Raw genomic sequence first — 18,324 nt, 5'->3', positions numbered from 1 at the left:
GGGCGATTCCTATGCCGCAGGCCAGGGCGCAGGGCCGCAACTCGACGCGTGTTTCCACACCGCTGCCTCGTACGCTGCACTGCTCGACGCAGCGCCTCGCACCAACCTGCTGCGCAACGCGGCGTGTTCGGGCGCGACGATCGCGGATGTCGCGGCAACCCAGCTCTCGCAGGTGAACAAGGGCACGACCCTCGTGACCATCACCGTCGGCGCGAACGACCTCGCCCCGGGGGCGGTCTACGCAGCGTGCTATCTCGCCGATCTGAGCCAGGCCTGCGCCGACGCGGGCGCACATGTCGCGACCGTCCTGCAAGGAGACGCGCTGAACAATGGCATCAGGGATCTGGTGCTGGCCGTCGCCCAGCGCGCACCGAACGCACGCATCGTCGTGACCGATTACCCGATCCCCTTCATTGATACCAATGTCTGGGTCAAGGAGCAGGTGAACGCCGCGACGTTGGCGCTCGACCTCAAGATCGCGCAAGGAGTGGCCGCCGCTGGAGCTGCCGGCGCGAAGGTCTCCCTTGCGAGCGTGGCCGGGGCGTTCTGGGGCCACCAGATCGGCAATGACGACCCGTACCTCGGCGCCGTCATCTCCAACCCCGTGACGTTCCTGCACCCGACGGCCGCCGGCCAGGCGATCTACCGCGATGCGATTCTGGCGGCCCTCGCCGGCTGACGCCTGCGGTCCGACCACGAGCCGATACGTTCCCGCGAGCCGCGCTGTTCGCGGTGGGTCCGTATCGGCTCGGGGCGCCGAATCCACCTACCTCGCGCCAGACCACTGAGTTCTGCGCGCCGAAGTCGGTGGACTGGCGCAGAGTCGGTGGATTCGGCGTCCGCGGGTCGAACCGCGAAGAACCCTAAAGCGCGAGCCGCTCCCGCACGACATCGGCCAAACGCGACGCAATCCCCTCGGCAACGTCAGCGTGGGATGCCTCGACCATCACCCGCACCATCTCCTCGGTGCCCGACGCGCGCAGCAGCACGCGTCCTGAGTCGCCGAGTTCCGCAGAGACGGCGGCGACGGCATCCGTCAATACCGGGTCGGAGGTCGCGCGCGACCGGTCGACGTCCCGCACGTTGATGAGCACCTGCGGGTACACCGTCATGATCGACGCCAGCTCGGCCAGCGACTTCCGCTGCGCGGCCATCTCGGCCACCAGGTGCAGGCCAGTCAAGAGCCCATCCCCGGTGGTGGCGTACTCGCTCATGATGACGTGCCCGGACTGCTCGCCGCCGAGGGAGTAGCCGCCCTCGYTCATCGCCTCGAGCACGTACCGATCGCCGACCGACGTCTGCAGCACGCGAATCCCGTGGTCGGCCATCGCCCGGTGCAGTCCGAGATTGCTCATGACCGTGGCCACGAGCGTGTCGTCGACCAGGTGTCCGCGCGACTTCATCGCCACGGCGATGATCGCCATGATCTGGTCGCCGTCGACGACCTTCCCGGCAGCGTCCACGGCCAGGCAACGGTCGGCGTCGCCGTCGTGCGCGATGCCCACGTCGGCTCCGACGCGCACCACGTGCTCAGCGAGCAGGTCGAGGTGCGTCGACCCCACACCGTCGTTGATGTTCATGCCGTCGGGGTCGGCGCCGATCACGGTCACCCGGGCTCCCGCATCGCGGAAGGTCTCGGGCGACACTCCGGAGGCGGCGCCGTTAGCGCAGTCGAGCACGACATGGATGCCGTCGAGCCGGTGCGGCAGCGAACCCAGCAGGTGGATGACGTAGCGGTCTTCGGCGTCGGCGAAGCGGCTGATGCGCCCCACGCCGGCACCGGTCGGCTGCAGTWTGGGACTCGAAAGAGCGGCTTCGATGCGCTGCTCGACCACGTCGGGGAGCTTCACACCGCCGCGGGCGAAGATCTTGATGCCGTTGTCGGGGGCGGGATTGTGGGATGCCGAGACCATGACGCCGAAGTCGGCGTCGATGTCGGCGATCAGGAACGCCAAAGAGGGTGTGGGCAGCACGCCCGCGTCGAGCACGTCGACGCCGGACGAGGCCAGGCCGGCCGAGACGGCGGCAGCCAGGAACTCACCCGAGACGCGGGGATCGCGCGCGACGACGGCGGTGAGCCGCTTGCCCGAGGCGCGCCGCGCCTCGGCAGTACGGCCCTGGCCCAGGACGACAGCAGTCGCCTGGGCCAGGGTGAGAGCGAGATCGGCGGTGAGGGGGCCGTTGGCCAGCCCCCGCACCCCGTCCGTGCCGAATAGCGGCATCGGTACGGTTTCGATCAGCGCTTCGAGTACTGAGGAGCCTTGCGGGCCTTCTTGAGACCAGCCTTCTTGCGCTCCTTGACGCGAGCGTCACGGGAGAGGAAGCCGGCCTTCTTCAGGGTGGCGCGGTTGTTCTCTTCGTCGATCTGGTTGAGCGACCGTGCGATGCCGAGGCGCAGCGCGCCGGCCTGGCCCGAGGGGCCACCACCGGAGATGCGTGCGATGACGTCGTAGGCGCCGGTCAGGTTGAGCACCGTGAACGGGTCGGTGACCAGCTGCTGGTGGAGCTTGTTCGGGAAGTAGTCCTCGAACGTACGGCCGTTGACCGTGATGGTGCCGGCGCCGGGGACGAGGCGCACGCGCGCGATCGCCTGCTTGCGACGACCCACGGCTGCGCCGGGGACCGTGAGCACGGGGCGCTCGACGGCCGCGGCGGCCTGGTCGGCCGGCGTCTCGGTCGAGTAGCTTTCGGGGGCTTCGGCTTCGGTGGTGTCTTCGATATTCGCCACGAGATTGTCCTTAATAGTCTTTGCGGCGCTTACTGGGCGACCTGGTCGAAGGTGTACGTCTTGGGCTGCTGCGCGGCGTGCGGGTGCTCGGCGCCCGCGTAGACCTTCAGCTTCGTCAGCTGCTGCGCGCCCAGGGTGTTCTTGGGGAGCATGCCGCGGACGGCCTTCTCGATGGCACGGACCGGGTTCTTCTCGAGAAGCTCGGCGTACGTGACGGACTTGAGGCCGCCCGGGTAGCCGGAGTGGCGGTACGCCTTCTTCTGCTCGAGCTTCTGGCCCGTGAGGGCGACCTTGCCGGCATTGATGACGATGACGAAGTCACCGACGTCGATGTGGTTGGCGAAGGTCGGCTTGTGCTTGCCGCGGAGGAGCACGGCGGCGTGGGATGCGAGGCGGCCGAGAACGACGTCGGTTGCGTCGATGACCAGCCACTCGCGCTGGATCTCGCCAGGCTTGGGGGTGTATGTGCGCGTCACAATAGTGCTGCTTTCTTGATCGAACGGAGAGGTTCGTGAATCCCACTCCGGGGTGGTTCTCCAGCCCCGGTCCCTGACCTTCTCTGGTCCCTGAGCTTGTCGAAGGGTCCTGAGCTTGTCGAAGGGCCGAAACGCAGAACACGCCAGTGGAGGGCTCACGTTCGCGGTGCCGGGTCAGCTGAGCCGAACACCAAAGATCTAGTCTACGGCATCCGGATGCCTCGGCCAAAACGGCTGGTGGCTCCACCTGCGCGCCGGATTCGCCGACGTCCGAGGCAGCTTCCGCGACATGAGGCAACAAGAATCAGGCCGGCTTCGCGCCACCCCTGCACAGCTGCGTGTGCTTTCAGCGAATGTGCCGTCGACCCGGGTACGTCGCTGCCCGTCACCTCCCCGTAACGAGAAGTCGCTAGAGTCCGGCGGGTGACCGAGATCGCCGCATCGCGCGCCTACACCAGACCGGGCCCGCGAGTCTTCAGTTCGATATTTGATCCGCACGCGAACGGACTCAACTTCGTGCGACTGCTGCTCGCAGCAGGAGTCATCATCTGGCACTCCTTCCCGCTTAYCGGCCACGACATCGAGTGGTTACCCCTCCGACAAATCGTCTCGGCGGTGTGGGTCGACGCATTCTTCGCCGCGTCGGGGTTCCTAATCGTTCGGTCCTGGGTTCGTGATCCTCACGCCGCCCGCTACCTTCGCGCCCGGCTTCTTCGCATCCTCCCGGCGTTCTGGGTGTGTCTCCTGTTCACAGCATTCGTCATCGCCCCTCTTTCCGCAGGCGTGCTCGGTCCCGACAATTTCGGCTATGTGTTCAAGAACGCTGCGCTTTGGATGGCGCAACCCGACATCGCAGGGACACCGCTAGGCGTTCCCTATGAGGGTATTTGGAACGGTTCCATCTGGACGCTCGCCTGGGAGTTCGCCTGCTACATGATGGTCCTTGCGCTGGGAGTGTTCGGACTGCTCAAATATCGCGCGACGCTCATCACACTGTTCGCCGTTTGCCTCGTTGCGTCCGGGATAGGAATGCTCGGCGTTATCGACAACTGGTTTGTCGCCGCCGGGGCCAGACTCGGCATCATGTTCCTCGCCGGAGCACTCGTGTGGCAATGGCGCGACAGCATCCGTGTGACCTGGACCTGGCTCACGGCCGCCCTCGTTATACTCGTCGGATCGCTATGGTTGCCGGACTATCGGGTCCTGGCAGCCTTGCCGCTCGCTTACCTGGTGCTCGTATCAGGCGCGACAATTAAGTCGCCAGCCCTGCGATTCTCGAACGATATCTCTTATGGCGTTTACATCTACGCCTTCCCCGTACAACAGACTTTGGCGATCTTCGGGTTGTGGGAGCTCGGCATTCCCCTGTTCGCCCTGCTGAGTGCAATCGCCACCCTGCCGCTGGCGATCGGCAGTTGGTTTCTCATCGAGAAGCAGGCGTTGAAGCTGAAGGGTAGGCGGCCCACATCGCCGATGCTTGAATCTTTGGATCCCGCCCCAGCAGTTGGGCGCGGCGATTCAACACAACGATAGAGGGTCTACAAGCGTGGCGAAAAGGAGTGGGCCCCTCTTCGCCCGTCGCGATGGCCTTCGAGCGTCGTAAGCATCCACCTCCCTCGGGGCAGTCTGATAGGTCGTCCGCTTCAGTTTTCTCGGTCTGTTGTGTGTTGTATGTTGTCGTGTCCCGGCGCTTCGCCCCATCGTCGACCAGTCGATTGTCATGTTCACCGTCGGGCAGATACTCGTAGATCTCCTCGCGGTTCTCAACCCATAGGACGGGGCCGAACTGTTCGGCTGAAACCTCAATCTTTGCGGCGCTGTACGACTGGGAGTGGCGGCACATATACCTGGCCTCCCGGCAATGAGGCCGTGCATCACCTTGTCGGGCAGAGGGCGAGCATGCTTCCTTCGAGGTCAAAGACCGAGGGGCAGCATGATTCTGAGTTCATTGATGGTTGTCGTCCCGATGGTGGCCCGCCAGGATGCCATCTACGGCTTGACCTTTGGAAATCCCTAAAGCTGAGCCACACAGTGATCGTCTTTCGGGTGGGCATCTCGTCGATATATCCACATATGCTCTTGGCTCCCTTAGGTGCGTCGCGACCTATTGCGAGAACCCGCCGGACTTGAGCGCAGCCGCGATCAGTGATCCTGACTGTTGCGAAGCCGCCGACGTTAGGTGTGTAGAGTCTGTCCGTATCAGCTCGCCGGCGATGAACGCCGGACATTTGCTGTCGGCACAGTACCAATATCGCGTATCAACGAAGACGACGTTGGGGAACTGTGCGGCGGCGGCGGACTCCGCCCGAGCCTTCGCTTTGTATGCCGCAGATACCTCAGCAACGCACTTGGACGGACCGGTCAAGTGCGTCGCACACGCTCTAGGGTCGACTGTCGCCGGCGGGTTGCTCAGAAGGACGACCAGCGGCACGTCGGCAAGTTTCGCAAGCGTGCGGGCGACACCTGCCTCCCACTCGGCCTCGGCTTCCGCAAGCGGCAGCCCAGTGGAGGTGGGGGCAGACTCAGCCGAGGACAGGAACAAGGTTTCCGGTGCGCGCTGGTCGATCAAGGCGAGCATCTCAGCTCGCCGTTCTGCACATGCCTCTGGGAATCCCGGAGTGGGGCTGCCGTAAGTGTTGGTGACCCGGGCATCGATCAAGGAACAATTCGCAAACCCAAGTGCGGTTACGGCGTGTCCAGTGGCGGCCTCCACGGCCGGTACCCAGGCGAGGGCAACCGAGTCTCCAACGACCATCGCGGACGCCGCTGTGTCCGCCCCACACACCATCGGCGCCGACGCAGTAAATACGTTGTTACGACATCCGGGTGACTCAGTTCGCATCGCGTCCGGATTTTGCAGAGCGAACACGGCATCGAGTTGGGCGCGTATTGATGAAGGCCAGGCGTTCGCTTGGAGTGCCGTGACGATGTCCTGGGTGCGCTCAACTGCCGGAGTTTGCTGCGCATTTGGTTCACGGCCAACACCAATGAGTGACGCCACTTCGTCCGCGGATCGGAGGACGACAGGGCCGCGCACTTGCGCCAACGAGAGCACCGCAATCGCAACGAATACCCCCACCCCGAGTAGCAAGTCTTTGCGGACGAATGGCCGGTCATTGCGAATCTTCGATGCTCTTCGAAGAAACCCGCCGCGCAATATCCGCTGTTCCACGAATCGGCGTGACAGTTCGGAGAGCACCAGCATCACAGGAATGCAGGCCAGAGCGACGACCCACGAGTCACCGAAGATGGAGAACGCGAAGATGAGGATCGGAAAATGCCACAGGTACAGGCTGTACGAGACGTCTCCCAGCCATTGCGAAACCCGGTTGCCGAGGAGTGATCGAGGGCTGGCGTGGGCGTTCGCCCAAAGCACAAGTGACGCTCCGGCTACAGCAGGTATCACCCAAGGGTAGGGAAGGCCGAAGTTAGGGGTGACGACGATCGCACCCAGTACTATCAACGCCAACCCCGCCCCAGAAAGCATGTGCCGCACACGATCGGGCACCCTCGATCCAGCAACCCCGAGGAGAGCGATGAGCGCGCCGACGAGCAACTCCCAGGCCCGCCCGARTGTGAGGAAATAGGCGGCCGAGGGGTTTGCTGCAGTCGCATAGGCGGCGATAGCCGAACTCGCGACAATTCCGAGAACGATGATGATCGCCAGCCACCGCTTCGACCCGCGGGACACCACGAAGATTAGAAGCAGAGCCAGCGGCCAGATTGCGTAGAACTGCTCTTCAATCGAAAGCGACCAGTAGTGCTGGACGGGGGACACCACGGCGCGTGCTTGCAGGTAGTTAGCACCGACACCGATGAAGTGCCAATTCGAGACGAATAGTGCGGCGCTAATCGCGTCGACCAACGTCTGCAACGCGCGGGGGAAGAACCACAATGCAAAGGCTGCGACCACGGTGACTGCCAGGACGAGCATCGCGACCGGGACGATTCGTCTGACGCGCCGAGCGTAGAAACCGCGAAGCGAGATTGACCCGGTAGCGTCAAGCTCCTTCAGCAGCAGTCCAGTGATGAGGAAGCCGGAGATCACGTAGAACACGTCGACGCCCAGGAAGCCGCCTTGCGGCCAGTGGAATGCGTGGTCCAGCACCACCAATGTCACCGCCAGAGCGCGCAACCCTTGGATGTCTGTTCTGAACGCTCCTCTTGTGCCGGTCTTCGCCGCGGGCGATGCCAATGTTGTGCTTAGGACCATACGTCTGGATGTTATCTGCGAATCATGACGGCAAAGTTACGGGCAGACCACCGACGATCGATGGCTCGACTGGAAGGGTCGCGACGGGCATGAGGCCGACGACGGCATCGTCGTAACGCCCTAAAGATCACGCTTGTGCTCGGCTGCGTGGGTATCGATGACTAGTTGTGATGTCCAGGGACGTTGTTTCGTGAATCGCGCTTGATCTGCTGATGGGCGAAGGCCTCCGGTTGTGAAGTGGAGCTGTCTAGAAACCGCTTCACGAACCAGGAGGCCTTCGTGTCCCACGCTAATGCTGCTCTGACTCCGTGTGCTCGTTTGAGGCTGGCGCGGCTGATCGTCGATGACGGGTGGTCGCCGTTGGTCGCGGCGAAGATGTTCATGGTCTCGCCCGTGAGGGCAGATACCGAGTTGAGGGCCCGGACGGGATGGCCGACCGGTCGAGCCGGCCACGGTCGATGCCGACGAAGACACCTCCTGCGGTGGTGAAGCGGATCGTGAACATCCGTTGGCGGCGTCGACTGGGACCCATGCAGATCGCCGGGGAGCTCGGGATGCCGGCCTCGACCGTTCACGCCGTGCTGACCCGGTGCCGGATCCATCGGCTGTCCCGCATCGATCGAGTCACCGGGGAGCCAATCCGCCGCTACGAACACGACCATCCCGGGTGGATGATCCACGTCGACGTGACGAAGTTCGGCAACATCCCGGACGGCGGCGGCGGGCGGTTCGTCGGCAAGCAGCAGTGCGCGTGGAATCGGTCCGCCACGTCGCGGCGCACCGGCCAGTGGAGCGCGGATGGGCACCCTCGCACCGGCACGGCGTTCCTGCACACCGTCATCGACGACCACCCCCGAGTCGCCTACGTCGAGATCTGCGCCGATGAGACGGCCGTCACCGCGACCGGCGTACTCAAACGCGCGGTCGCCTGGTTCGCCGATCACGGCGTCACCGTGGAGCGTGTCCTCTCCGACAACGGTTGGGCATACCGTTCATTCGCGTGGCGTGACGCGTGCGTCGAGCTCGACATCCACCCCAAACGAACCCGGCCCTACCGGCCACAAACGAGCGGAAAGATCGAGCGCTTCGAGGGCACCCTCGCCCACGGCTGGGCTAACGCCCGATCAGAGACCGAACGACGCAACGCCGCGCCTAGCTGGATCCACTTCTACAATCACTACAGGCGCCACTCCGCAGTCGGAGCCCCGCCCATCAGCAGACTCAACAACGGCCTGGACATCACACCAATCAACTGAGCACATACAGCGCGTGCTCAACCAATTACGACGGATGCGTCCCGAGCTCGTCTGCATAAGTGCGTGGTGCGGGTCAGTCATACACTCATCGTGCGGACACCGAAGGCAGTGCCGGGGTGAGCATCGGAAGGTGGACTCGACGCGACGCTGCGCCGTCACGCTGACGGTATGAGGCTGAGCGCGCCACGAGGGACGGCGATCACGCCGATCGCGGGGTCATGTTCGCTCGCCCTAACGAGCGCATCCCATTCGAGGCGGCCTCGCAGGTACACGGACTTATGCTGTGCACATGGAATCTGGGGAGACCGCACCGACGGCGCGCCGTCGTGACGCGCGGCTGAGCTCCAGCGAAGACCTTACCGAACTGCTCGACACGGGCTCGGTGCCCACGAATGCGCGCAAGCGCACCGGCATCTGGATCTGGCCGTGGATCCTGCTGATCATCTTCGTCGGCTTCCTCGCCCTCGCAGGCTCGCTCGCGTTCGGTGCGAAGCACATCGCCGACCACGCCTTCATCGTCCGCGACGAGCTCATGGCGGCGCGCGCCGTGGTCGCGACCATCCCCGGGCTCGCGACCGCCAAAGACACCGCCGGCCTCGAGGCCGCCGCCGCCGAGCTCACCCAGCACGCCGACAAGGCGCTGGCCGAGACCGACGACCCCATCTGGAACMTCTTCGAGCAGATCCCGGTGGTGGGCGAGAACCTCTCCGCCGTGCGCAAGACCACCGCGGCCGCGCACATCCTCGTCGAGCAGGCGATGCCGCCGGCGATCGAGCTGCTCGGTGTCGTCGACATCAGCCGGTTCGGTCTGAAGGACGGACGAGTGGATGTCTCGGCCTATCAGGCCGCGCTCCCGATGATCCCCGCGCTCCGCGAGGCGGTAAGCGCCGCCCAGGCGCAGGTGGCCGACATCAACTACGACAACCTCGTGCCTCAGGTCGACGAGGCGATCAGCGAACTGACCGGCGTGCTGTCGCAGGCGGAACCCGTGCTCGATCAGGCCGAGAAGGTCCTTCCGGTCGCACTCGCGGTGCTGGGGCAGAACGAGCCGCGCAACTACCTCCTCATGTTCCAGAACAACGCGGAGACGCGGGCCACGGGCGGCAACCCGGCATCCCTCGCCATGCTGCACATCGAGAACGGGGCGATCAGCCTCCCCGCGATCAGCAACTCGACTGACCTCGAGAACCTCGACGCGGGGGTGCCCCTGCCGGCAGAGATGCTCGCCCTCTACGAGTCCGACACCACCGCGCACATGCAGAACTTCACGCGCACCCCGGACTTTCCGACGAGCGCGCAGATGATGTCGTCGCTGTGGCAGCGAGAGATCGGCGGCACGATCGACGGCGCCATCTCGCTCGACCTGCCCGCGCTGCAGAGCCTCCTCGCCGTGAGCGGACCGGTGACGCTCACCAACGGCGATGTGCTCGACAAGGACAACGCGGCGAAGCTGCTGCTCGTGGACGTGTACGCCCGCTTCAACTCGGAAGAGCAGGACGCGTATTTCGCGGATGCCGTGGCCCACGTGTTCACGCAGGTGACATCGGGTTCGGGGACGCCGGCGGCGCTGCTCGATGCGCTGAACGCGACAGTGAAGACCCACCATGCGATGGTGTGGTTTACGCGGCCGGACGAGCAGGCCATGGCTGTCGACCTCGGGGCGTCGGGCACCTTCGTGCCCGACAACACCAAGGTGGCGCAGGTCGGAATCTTCCTCAATGACGCGGGCTACAGCAAGCTCGAGTACTACCTCACCAGCGCGGTGAAGGTGACGGCCGACACCTGCAAGGCGGGCGACGGACCGGCGACCATCACGACGTCGATCACGCTGACCTCGGCCGTGCCGTCGGCCCCGCTGACCGACGTCGTACTGACCGCCCGCGGGCCTCGGTTCGGCGTGCCGAGCGACACGATCATCACCGACGTCGTGTTCTTCGCGCCGGTCGGCGGGCAGATCACCGGCAGCGACCCGGGCAAGGGCGACTGGCCCCGCCTCGACCGCAGCGGTGTGGAGCAGGGCCGAGCGGCCGAGTCGATCTCGATCGGCATTCCGCGCGGCGAGTCGCGCACGGTGACGTTCACCGCGTTCGTCGACCGCGCGAGCCTCGGCGACCCCGGTTCGCCCGTCGACGTGCGCACCACTCCGATGCTGGGCGAGACGCCCATCACCATCGAGCAGACCTCCTGCGGCTGACCCCCGGTCGTTGAGCCTGTCGAAACGCCCCAGGTCGTTGAGCGAGCGAAGCGAGACGAAACGCCCCGACCCCCCGGTCGTTGAGCCCGTCGAAACGCGGTGACCGCCGCGAAACCAGCCATTCACATTCGCTCGTTATGGTCACACTCATGACCACTCCCCCCATCAAGGCCGTCATTCCCGCCGCCGGCCTTGGCACTCGCTTCCTTCCCGCCACCAAGGCGATGCCGAAGGAGATGCTGCCCGTCGTCGACAAGCCGGCCATCCAGTACGTCGTCGAAGAGGCGGTCGCCGCGGGCATCGACGACATCGTGATGATCATCGGGCGCAACAAGAACGCCCTCGCCAACCACTTCGACCGCGTGACCGAGCTCGAGCACACTCTCGACGCCAAGGGCGACCTCACCAAGCTCGCCCGCGTGATGGAGCCGAGCTCGCTCGCCGACATCCACTTCCTGCGTCAGGGCGACCCGAAGGGCCTCGGTCACGCGGTGCTGCGCGCCAAGAAGCACGTCGGCAACGAGACGTTCGCGGTGATGCTCGGCGACGACCTGATCGACGCGCGCGACCCGCTGCTGTCGCGCATGATCGAGGTGTCGCTCGGCCAGTCGGCGACCGTGGTCGCGTTGATGGAGGTCGAGCCGTCGCAGATCCACCTCTACGGCTGCGCCGACGTCGACGCCACCGACGAGGCGGATGTCGTGAAGATCAAGGCTCTCGTCGAGAAGCCATCCGCCGCCGAGGCCCCGAGCAATCTCGCGATCATCGGGCGCTACGTGCTCAAGCCCGAGATCTTCGGCGTGCTCGAGAACACCGCCCCGGGCAAGGGCGGCGAGATCCAGCTGACCGACGCGCTCGAAGAGCTCGCCGCCGACGAGGCGATCGCCGGCCCGGTGCTCGGCGTGATCTTCCGTGGCCGCCGCTACGACACCGGCGACCGGCTCGACTACCTGAAGTCGAGCATTCTGCTCGCCCTAGACCGCGACGACCTCGGCCCTGAGCTGGCTTCGTGGATCAAAGAGATGGCACCGTCACTGCCTGAATGACGCCGGATACCACCGCCCGGCGCCCGTGTTCGCGGCGGCCGCAGATACATCGTGCCCGCGAGCACTATGACGTGAACGCGCCGCTTTTCTGACTGATGCCTCCACCGGTGCTGGAATTGCCCGACCGGTGTCACGTAGGACGCTTCAGAGCCGGGCATAGCGTGCCTCGTTGGTGCTGCGGAGCTTGAGTGCGGCCTCGGAACTGTTCGCGGATCCAAGCCCCACTGCCAGACCTGCGACGAAGAACACGGCCAGCCCGTATTGGGTGATGAGCGCCACTGTGAACAGAACAACCGCCTGCGACGCGATCGCTACATCAGCCGGGCCACCTCGGCGCCGGATCAGCCGGACGACGACAGCCACAACACCCACGCAGAGAATGACCAGCGGAACCCATCCGAACTGCAACCCGAGCAGGGCATACTCGTTGTCGATCGACCCGAACTGCCGGTAAAACTGCCTGCCGTTGTCCGTGAACTGGATGCCGTCACCAATCCCGAGCGGGTGCAGGTCAGGGAGGAACGAGATCGCAAGATTCTGACGGTAGTCGGTGGACGCACTCAGGTCTGAGCTGACCGAATCAAAGAGGCTGAGCGTGGTCGGGATCACCACAGCCGCGGCGGCGACAGTGAGGACAATCAGCCAGGCACGGGCACCTTTGGAGAGCACGCCCGCGGTGAGGAACAGCAGCGAAAGGACTATCGCCGCTGCTACACCGATGATCGCGCCACGACTGAACGTTACGAATGTGCCCCCGACCGTCAACCCAAGCATCAGGAGCCGCCTGGGCATGGTCGTCTTGCTCGCGATCACGAACGGGACGCACAACGCGAGGAACCCGCCCATTGCGATCGAGTGACCGAACGCACCCTCGGACCTGGCGAACGACCCGCGTATCTGAATACCATGCCACCCTGACCGGTCGAGCTCGACCGCGAACTGTTCAAACAGGTGCCAGGCGAGCAGGTACTCGATGAGCGCCCACGCGCCGACGATCGCGCCGGTGACGGCGAGGGCCTTGGTGACCCATTCTCCGCCCGCCGCAGGACCGAGCGAACGGCCCACCAGGTACGCGGCGATCCACTGCGTGAATACCGCAGCCCACGCGTACTGCGGGGTGTCGTAGAACAGCCAGGCGACTGTCGACGCACCAGCGAACACGACAAGCAGCCAATCCCCGAGCCGGAACGGGCCACGCCAGTTAAGAAGGACGGCCGGCAGTAGACACACCGCGAGCACACTCAACGGCTGCAGGGACGCGCCGATCCGCACCTCGAGCCACACGGGTACCAGAACGATGCACGCCAGCCAGATCACTAGCGCCGCGCGTGGATGCTTCCGTAGCCCGACCGCGAGATACACCGCGACGACAACTCCAAGCATCATCGCGAGCGGGTTGCTGAAGACGGCGTCCATGCGGCACAGAATACCTGTCCAGTGTTTCGTCCCCGTGAACCACCCTAGCTATCGAACGAACATAGCGATCGCTCACTTCAGTCTCCAGCGGTGCGCGATTCAGGAAAAGCACCCGCGAGGCGGAACGGCCCGAAATGGTAGCTCTTGTTCTCATCCGTCCCGGCTCGCTCTTCGCGACACAAAGCAAGGGGTGCTCGCGCGCGTCAGTTGAGCATCGTGCCCGCGATGGCGAGAGCGACGTACGTCGCGTTGTAGACGACGTGCGTGAGCAAAGCGCCCCAGATGCGGCCGGTCAGCAGCACAAGCGCGGAGCAGACGAGGCCGAGGAGCGACAGCGAGATCACCTGATTAACCGCGAGCGACAGCGCGAGGCTGTGCAGCATGAGAAACAGCGCCGTGCTCACGACGGCGGCGGCGAGGCCCGCCGTGACCTTGCCGAAGGACCTTCGCAGGATCGTGTAAGCGCAGATGAGCACGACCGCGCGGAAGAAGAACTCCTCCATGACCGGGGCGATGACGACCGGGCTGAGCACCTCGGAGAAGAGGAACCCGGACGGCAGGCTGCCCCCCACCATCGGGTAAGACGGCAGCACGCCCGAGGCTCCCGCGGCCAGGTCGAGCCAGCCCTGCACGATTCGAAGGAGCACTCCCAACCCGAGGCCGAAGACGAGATCAGTCGGGCCGAATCGCAGTAGGCCGGCTGGCCGTGAGCGGCTGAACGCCCAGACGATCCCGGCGACCATCCCTGCCCACAGCAGGGCGGTCGCGAGTATTCCGCTCCACGCATACGGCACGAATGCGACCACAGCGGTGCCAGCCAGCACCGCGATTCCGAGAGCCACGATGGCCACCGCGAGCGTGCTCTCCCGCCAGCGTGCGACCGTGCGCCCGCCGAGTCGCCAGTCCGTGCGGCGCGTGTGCGTGCCGCGCGCCGGCTCGGCGTCCGCCGCCTCGCGGCGGGTGCGTCGACGCGTGCCGACGGTCGCCTCGGCCTCGCTCTCTGCGAGACCCTCGGCGGTCGGTTCGGCGGTCGTGGCATCGGTAGAGTGGTCCGGCACGCGCCCCACGCTACCCCCCACCGGAGGTCGATCCGTGTTTGAGGTGCTCACCGTCTGCACTGGCAACATCTGCCGTTCCCCGCTCGCCGCCGAGCTCTTACGAGCGCGCCTCGCCGATCTCGAGCCGGTGATCGGCAGCGCCGGCACCCGCGGACTTCGCTCGGCGCCGATGACGAGCGAAGCCCAACTGATTGCGGCCGAGTACGGCGTTTCGGCGGATGCGGCGGCGGCGCACCGCTCCCGGTACCTGCTGGAGGACCACCTCAGCTCACCCGACCTCATCCTCGCGATGACTCGCGAGCATCGCCGCCGAATCGCCGAACTCGCGCCCTCGCGACTGCGGGCGACCTTCACGGTGCGCGAGTTCGCGCGGCTGGCGTCCGACGTCTCCGACGACGAGATCTACGCAGCAGCGACAGGTGCGGGACCGGGCGCCGGCCCGCGTGTCCGTGCCGCGGCTGCGGTCGTCGCATCCCGTCGTGGCGTGTCCCTTCCGCCCGCTACACCCGACGACGACGACGTCATCGACCCCTACGGGCGGTCGTGGCAGACGTATGAGCGGTCCGCCGCCCAGCTCGTGCCAGCTCTCGACGAGGTCGTGCGCGTGTTGCGGGTTGCCACCCGGTGAGCGCCATTCCTTAACATTCCCGACATGCGCCGGCGGGAAACCGGAAACGGCGATGTGTCACTCTGAACAAGCCTCGGGGTCCTCTCTGCGATCACAGCACCAGTGATCGCGGCCTCCGGGGGAAAGGCATCATGGAGCTCACCGACTACATCCGCATCCTCCGTAAGAGCTGGATCCTCATCGTGTTGGCGACACTTCTCGGAGTTGGCGTCGCCGCGGCCTATTCGCTGACCCGCACCCCGATCTACGTCTCGAGCAGCACCGTCTTCGTCTCAACGCAGGCGGGCGGGACGATCTCCGAGATGCAGCAGGGGTCCACGTTCAGCCAATCGCGCGTGACGACGTACACCAACCTGGTGACGGCGCCGATCGTGATGAACCCCGTGATCGCGAAGCTCGATCTCGAGACGACGGCGGGTCAGCTCTCCGCCTCGGTCTCGGCATCCAGCCCGCTCAACACGACGCTCATCACGATCACCGTCGAGCACCCGAGCGCGGTGGTGGCCGCCGACATCGCGAATGCGCTCGCCGCGAGCCTCACGAACGCGGTTGAGTCGATCGAGACCCCGAATGGCGCGGAGGAGAGCCCGGTGCGGCTCACCCGCGTCAAGGATGCGCAGCCGTCGCTCACCCCCGCGAGTCCGAATGTCACCCTGAACCTCGTGCTCGGCGGGCTCATCGGTCTCGCGATCGGCATCGGCATCGCGGTGCTTCGTTCGGTGCTCGACACCCGCATCCGCAACCCGCGCGACATCGAGCTCGTGACGGATCGCCCGATCATCGGCGCGATCGCGTTCGACCCACGTGCCAAAGAGCGCCCGCTCATCCTGCAGGACGACCCGCGCAGCCCCCGGGCCGAGTCGTTCCGGGCATTGCGGACCAACCTGCAGTTTCTCGACATGGGCGGTCGCGCGAGCTTCGTCATCACCTCGGCACTGCCGAGTGAGGGCAAGTCGACGAGCACGATCAACCTGGCGATCGCCCTCGCCGACGCCGGCAAGCGCGTGGCGCTTATCGACGCTGATCTGCGCAAGCCGAAGGTGGCCGAGTACCTCGGCATCGAGGGCGGCGCAGGGCTCACCGATGTGCTGATCGGTCGCACGCGGGTCGGAGACGTCATGCTGCCGTGGGGCGGCCGAAGCCTGTACGTGCTTCCGGCCGGCAAGATCCCGCCGAACCCCAGCGAGCTTCTCGGATCGAACCAGATGCGCACCCTGCTCGAGGCGCTGGAGCGCGACTTCGATGTCGTACTCTGCGACGCTCCCCCGCTGCTCCCGGTGACAGATGCCGCGATCCTTTCGAAAGCGACAAGCGGTGCGATCGTAGTCGTCTCCGCCGGACGCACTAATCGCCGGGAGCTCTCCGGAGCGGTCGACGCACTCCAGGCTGTCGATGCGAAGGTCGCGGGGCTGGTGCTCACGATGGTGCCGACGCGCGGCCCAGATGCCTACAGTTACGGCGGGTACGGCTATGGGTATGGGTACACCCAGGCACCGGAGAAGAAGAGCCGATCATCTCGTCGGGCTGCGAAATCAGCTCCTCAGCCCCCTACGGCGGACGAAACGCCTGACGCGCCAGCCGAACGACTGCGCTCCACCTCTACCCCGGTCGGCTAGACGATCGCAATTGAACCGCGCTGCGCTATATAGAGCGACTCGGCGACGCGGGGGACGCGCGGMGATGGGCACCGTCCGCRACTCGTAAGACGCTCCCGTTGAGGCTCTACAAGATCGAGTACGTGAAGATCGACGGCCCGTTCCGCACCGCCGACGAGTTCGAACTCACCACGCTCTCCGGGTGTCACTGGTTTAACAGAACTGGCTTCACGCATCTTTCGCCTGCCTCACACCGATCGAGGAAAGTCGGCTACGACAGTGACATGAGGCTCCTACCTCCGCCAGTGCCGGGAGATTCGCCCGTCGGCTAAGAGGGAACTCGAAGTCACGTGGCCGTAACACGAGACCGTTAGGTTCGGGTGCGTGACCGACCATCCTTCCTCTCGTGGAACCGCCCCCGCGGTGCTGCCGGCGCCACCCAGCGCTCATCGGATCACCAGTCTCGACGGATTGCGAGGTGTCGCCGCATTAGTCGTCGTCTTCAATCACGTCCTGGTCACCTCGCCCATTCTGGCGAGGGTCGCGGACGGCAGCGGTCGTGCGGAGGCCGGATCGTTCGACTGGTGGATCTCCTACACCCCACTGCACTTGTTCTGGGGTGGAACCGAAGCGGTCTTCATCTTCTTCATCCTGAGCGGCTATGTGCTCACTGGACCAGCTGTGAGGATCGGCTCGTCGTGGCTGGTGTATTACCCGAAACGATTAATCAGGCTTTACGTACCCGTGTGGGGTTCGCTGATCCTGGCTGGCTTCTCGGCCATTGTGATCGTGCGAGGTGCGGTGGATGACGCGAGTTGGTGGGTCAATGCGCACGGGCCGCTGGACATCCCCTCCGCGCTCGTAAGCGGTCTACTGCTCTGGAAGATCGACTTCCTCAACAACCCCCTGTGGTCGCTCATGTGGGAGATGTGGTTCTCGCTACTGCTGCCGCTGTACATCTGGGTAGGGCGCTGGGCTTCGAAGCACCTGTGGCGGTCCGTCGTGTTGCTGATCGCCCTGGCCATTGTGATGGCGAGCGGCTCGATCGTGGACTCGAACGCTCTGCGCTACCTTCCGATGTTCATGTTCGGCGTGTTGATGTACTTTCACCGCGACGCAATTCAGTCGGTAGGTGCGCGGATCGCAGCACGGCGAAGCTGGGTATTTCCCACCGTTTTGGTTGTCGCCGTTCTCGCGCTCACCTCGTACTGGATCGCTCAGGCCAGCCCATCAACGCCGAGCCTGGTCGTATCGGCCGGGCGCTCGACACAAGTGATCGGCGCTTGCGCTTTTGTGTTGCTGGCGCTGACCTGGCCACGAGGAAAGCGGACATTGGACGCCCGGCCGCTGCGGTGGCTAGGGCAGCGCTCCTTCAGCCTCTATCTCACACACGATGCGGTAGTCATCTCCACGGTGCTGCTGCTCGGCGGAACGCCGCTGTGGGGAGTGACAATGCTCATCACCGTGCCGGTATCCCTGCTGATGGCCGAGGTCTTCTTCCGGGTGGTCGAAGCTCCCAGCCACCGCCTCTCCCAACTCGTCGGTGGCGCGGTCGAGCGAGCGCTGAGTTCGCGCCAGCGTTCACTACGATCCAGAGCGTGACCGGACTCGACCGACATGTCGAACGTTGAAGATGTGCGCGCCCGCAAGCACTCCGAGGCCGGCGCGGTCGCCTAGACAACCGCCGTCCACGAGCGTGGGTCGGGTCACTAGG

Annotated in this window: 13 protein-coding genes and 1 pseudogene; 8 read left to right on the top strand and 6 right to left on the bottom strand. The window is 65.2% G+C overall.

Features of this window, described 5'->3' with window-relative positions; genetic code table 11:
* On the top strand, window positions 1–679 hold a 679-nt coding region (locus tag AC1DVT_RS08670), incomplete at its 5' end, for a GDSL-type esterase/lipase family protein (RefSeq protein ID WP_477388199.1).
* 184 nt (window positions 680–863) lie between these two features.
* Here the strand turns inward: AC1DVT_RS08670 and glmM are convergent.
* Genes glmM through rplM form a run of 3 tightly spaced genes read right to left on the bottom strand, consistent with a single transcriptional unit; the run spans window position 864 to window position 3,204 of the window.
* The gene (gene glmM / locus AC1DVT_RS08665; RefSeq protein ID WP_477388197.1) at window positions 864–2,222 is read right to left on the bottom strand and encodes a phosphoglucosamine mutase; all 1,359 of its coding nucleotides are present in this window, start codon (window positions 2,220–2,222) and stop codon (window positions 864–866) included.
* 14 nt (window positions 2,223–2,236) lie between these two features.
* Window positions 2,237–2,728: a 30S ribosomal protein S9 gene (gene rpsI, locus AC1DVT_RS08660; protein ID WP_457102037.1), complete on the bottom strand. Its 492-nt coding sequence runs from the start codon at window positions 2,726–2,728 to the stop codon at window positions 2,237–2,239.
* Between the two features lie 29 nt (window positions 2,729–2,757).
* The gene (rplM, locus tag AC1DVT_RS08655; RefSeq protein WP_457102038.1) at window positions 2,758–3,204 is read right to left on the bottom strand and encodes a 50S ribosomal protein L13; all 447 of its coding nucleotides are present in this window, start codon (window positions 3,202–3,204) and stop codon (window positions 2,758–2,760) included.
* Window positions 3,205–3,627: 423 nt separating this feature from the next.
* On the opposite strand from rplM, the gene AC1DVT_RS08650 reads away from it, so the two are divergent.
* Entirely contained in the window at window positions 3,628–4,737 is a 1,110-nt protein-coding gene (locus tag AC1DVT_RS08650; protein ID WP_477388195.1) for an acyltransferase family protein, read from the top strand.
* A gap of 571 nt (window positions 4,738–5,308) precedes the next feature.
* On the opposite strand, the gene AC1DVT_RS08645 is transcribed toward AC1DVT_RS08650, so the two are convergent.
* On the bottom strand, window positions 5,309–7,417 hold the full coding sequence (locus tag AC1DVT_RS08645) for an acyltransferase family protein (protein ID WP_477388193.1): 2,109 nt from the start codon (window positions 7,415–7,417) through the stop codon (window positions 5,309–5,311).
* Window positions 7,418–7,696: 279 nt separating this feature from the next.
* On the opposite strand from AC1DVT_RS08645, the pseudogene AC1DVT_RS08640 reads away from it, so the two are divergent.
* The 3 genes and pseudogenes from AC1DVT_RS08640 to galU all read left to right on the top strand — a co-directional run.
* Window positions 7,697–8,646: pseudogene (locus AC1DVT_RS08640) on the top strand (IS481 family transposase); the annotation flags it as partial.
* A 316-nt stretch (window positions 8,647–8,962) separates the two neighbouring features.
* On the top strand, window positions 8,963–10,867 hold the full coding sequence (locus AC1DVT_RS08635) for a DUF4012 domain-containing protein (protein WP_477388191.1): 1,905 nt from the start codon (window positions 8,963–8,965) through the stop codon (window positions 10,865–10,867).
* Window positions 10,868–11,016: 149 nt separating this feature from the next.
* The gene (gene galU / locus AC1DVT_RS08630; protein ID WP_477388189.1) at window positions 11,017–11,913 is read left to right on the top strand and encodes a UTP--glucose-1-phosphate uridylyltransferase GalU; all 897 of its coding nucleotides are present in this window, start codon (window positions 11,017–11,019) and stop codon (window positions 11,911–11,913) included.
* A gap of 144 nt (window positions 11,914–12,057) precedes the next feature.
* Here galU and AC1DVT_RS08625 read toward each other — a convergent pair whose 3' ends face one another.
* Both AC1DVT_RS08625 and AC1DVT_RS08620 read right to left on the bottom strand, forming a co-directional pair.
* On the bottom strand, window positions 12,058–13,329 hold the full coding sequence (locus AC1DVT_RS08625; RefSeq protein ID WP_477388187.1) for a hypothetical protein: 1,272 nt from the start codon (window positions 13,327–13,329) through the stop codon (window positions 12,058–12,060).
* A gap of 203 nt (window positions 13,330–13,532) precedes the next feature.
* Entirely contained in the window at window positions 13,533–14,387 is an 855-nt protein-coding gene (locus tag AC1DVT_RS08620; RefSeq protein WP_477388185.1) for a lysostaphin resistance A-like protein, read from the bottom strand.
* Window positions 14,388–14,421: 34 nt separating this feature from the next.
* On the opposite strand from AC1DVT_RS08620, the gene AC1DVT_RS08615 reads away from it, so the two are divergent.
* The 3 genes from AC1DVT_RS08615 to AC1DVT_RS08605 all read left to right on the top strand — a co-directional run bounded on the left by AC1DVT_RS08615 (window position 14,422) and on the right by AC1DVT_RS08605 (window position 18,212).
* Window positions 14,422–15,015 carry an arsenate reductase/protein-tyrosine-phosphatase family protein gene (locus AC1DVT_RS08615; protein ID WP_477388183.1) on the top strand — a complete coding sequence of 198 codons (594 nt, stop codon included), beginning with the start codon at window positions 14,422–14,424 and terminating at the stop codon, window positions 15,013–15,015.
* A 131-nt stretch (window positions 15,016–15,146) separates the two neighbouring features.
* On the top strand, window positions 15,147–16,631 hold the full coding sequence (locus AC1DVT_RS08610; protein ID WP_477388181.1) for a tyrosine-protein kinase domain-containing protein: 1,485 nt from the start codon (window positions 15,147–15,149) through the stop codon (window positions 16,629–16,631).
* 363 nt (window positions 16,632–16,994) lie between these two features.
* The gene (locus AC1DVT_RS08605; RefSeq protein WP_477388179.1) at window positions 16,995–18,212 is read left to right on the top strand and encodes an acyltransferase family protein; all 1,218 of its coding nucleotides are present in this window, start codon (window positions 16,995–16,997) and stop codon (window positions 18,210–18,212) included.
* Window positions 18,213–18,324: the final 112 nt, after the last annotated feature.

It is taken from the genome of Microbacterium sp. P2_F9 (assembly GCF_056403635.1).
The sequence above is the reverse complement of the archived record's forward strand: the minus strand, read 5'-3'. Positions and strand labels throughout refer to the sequence as shown.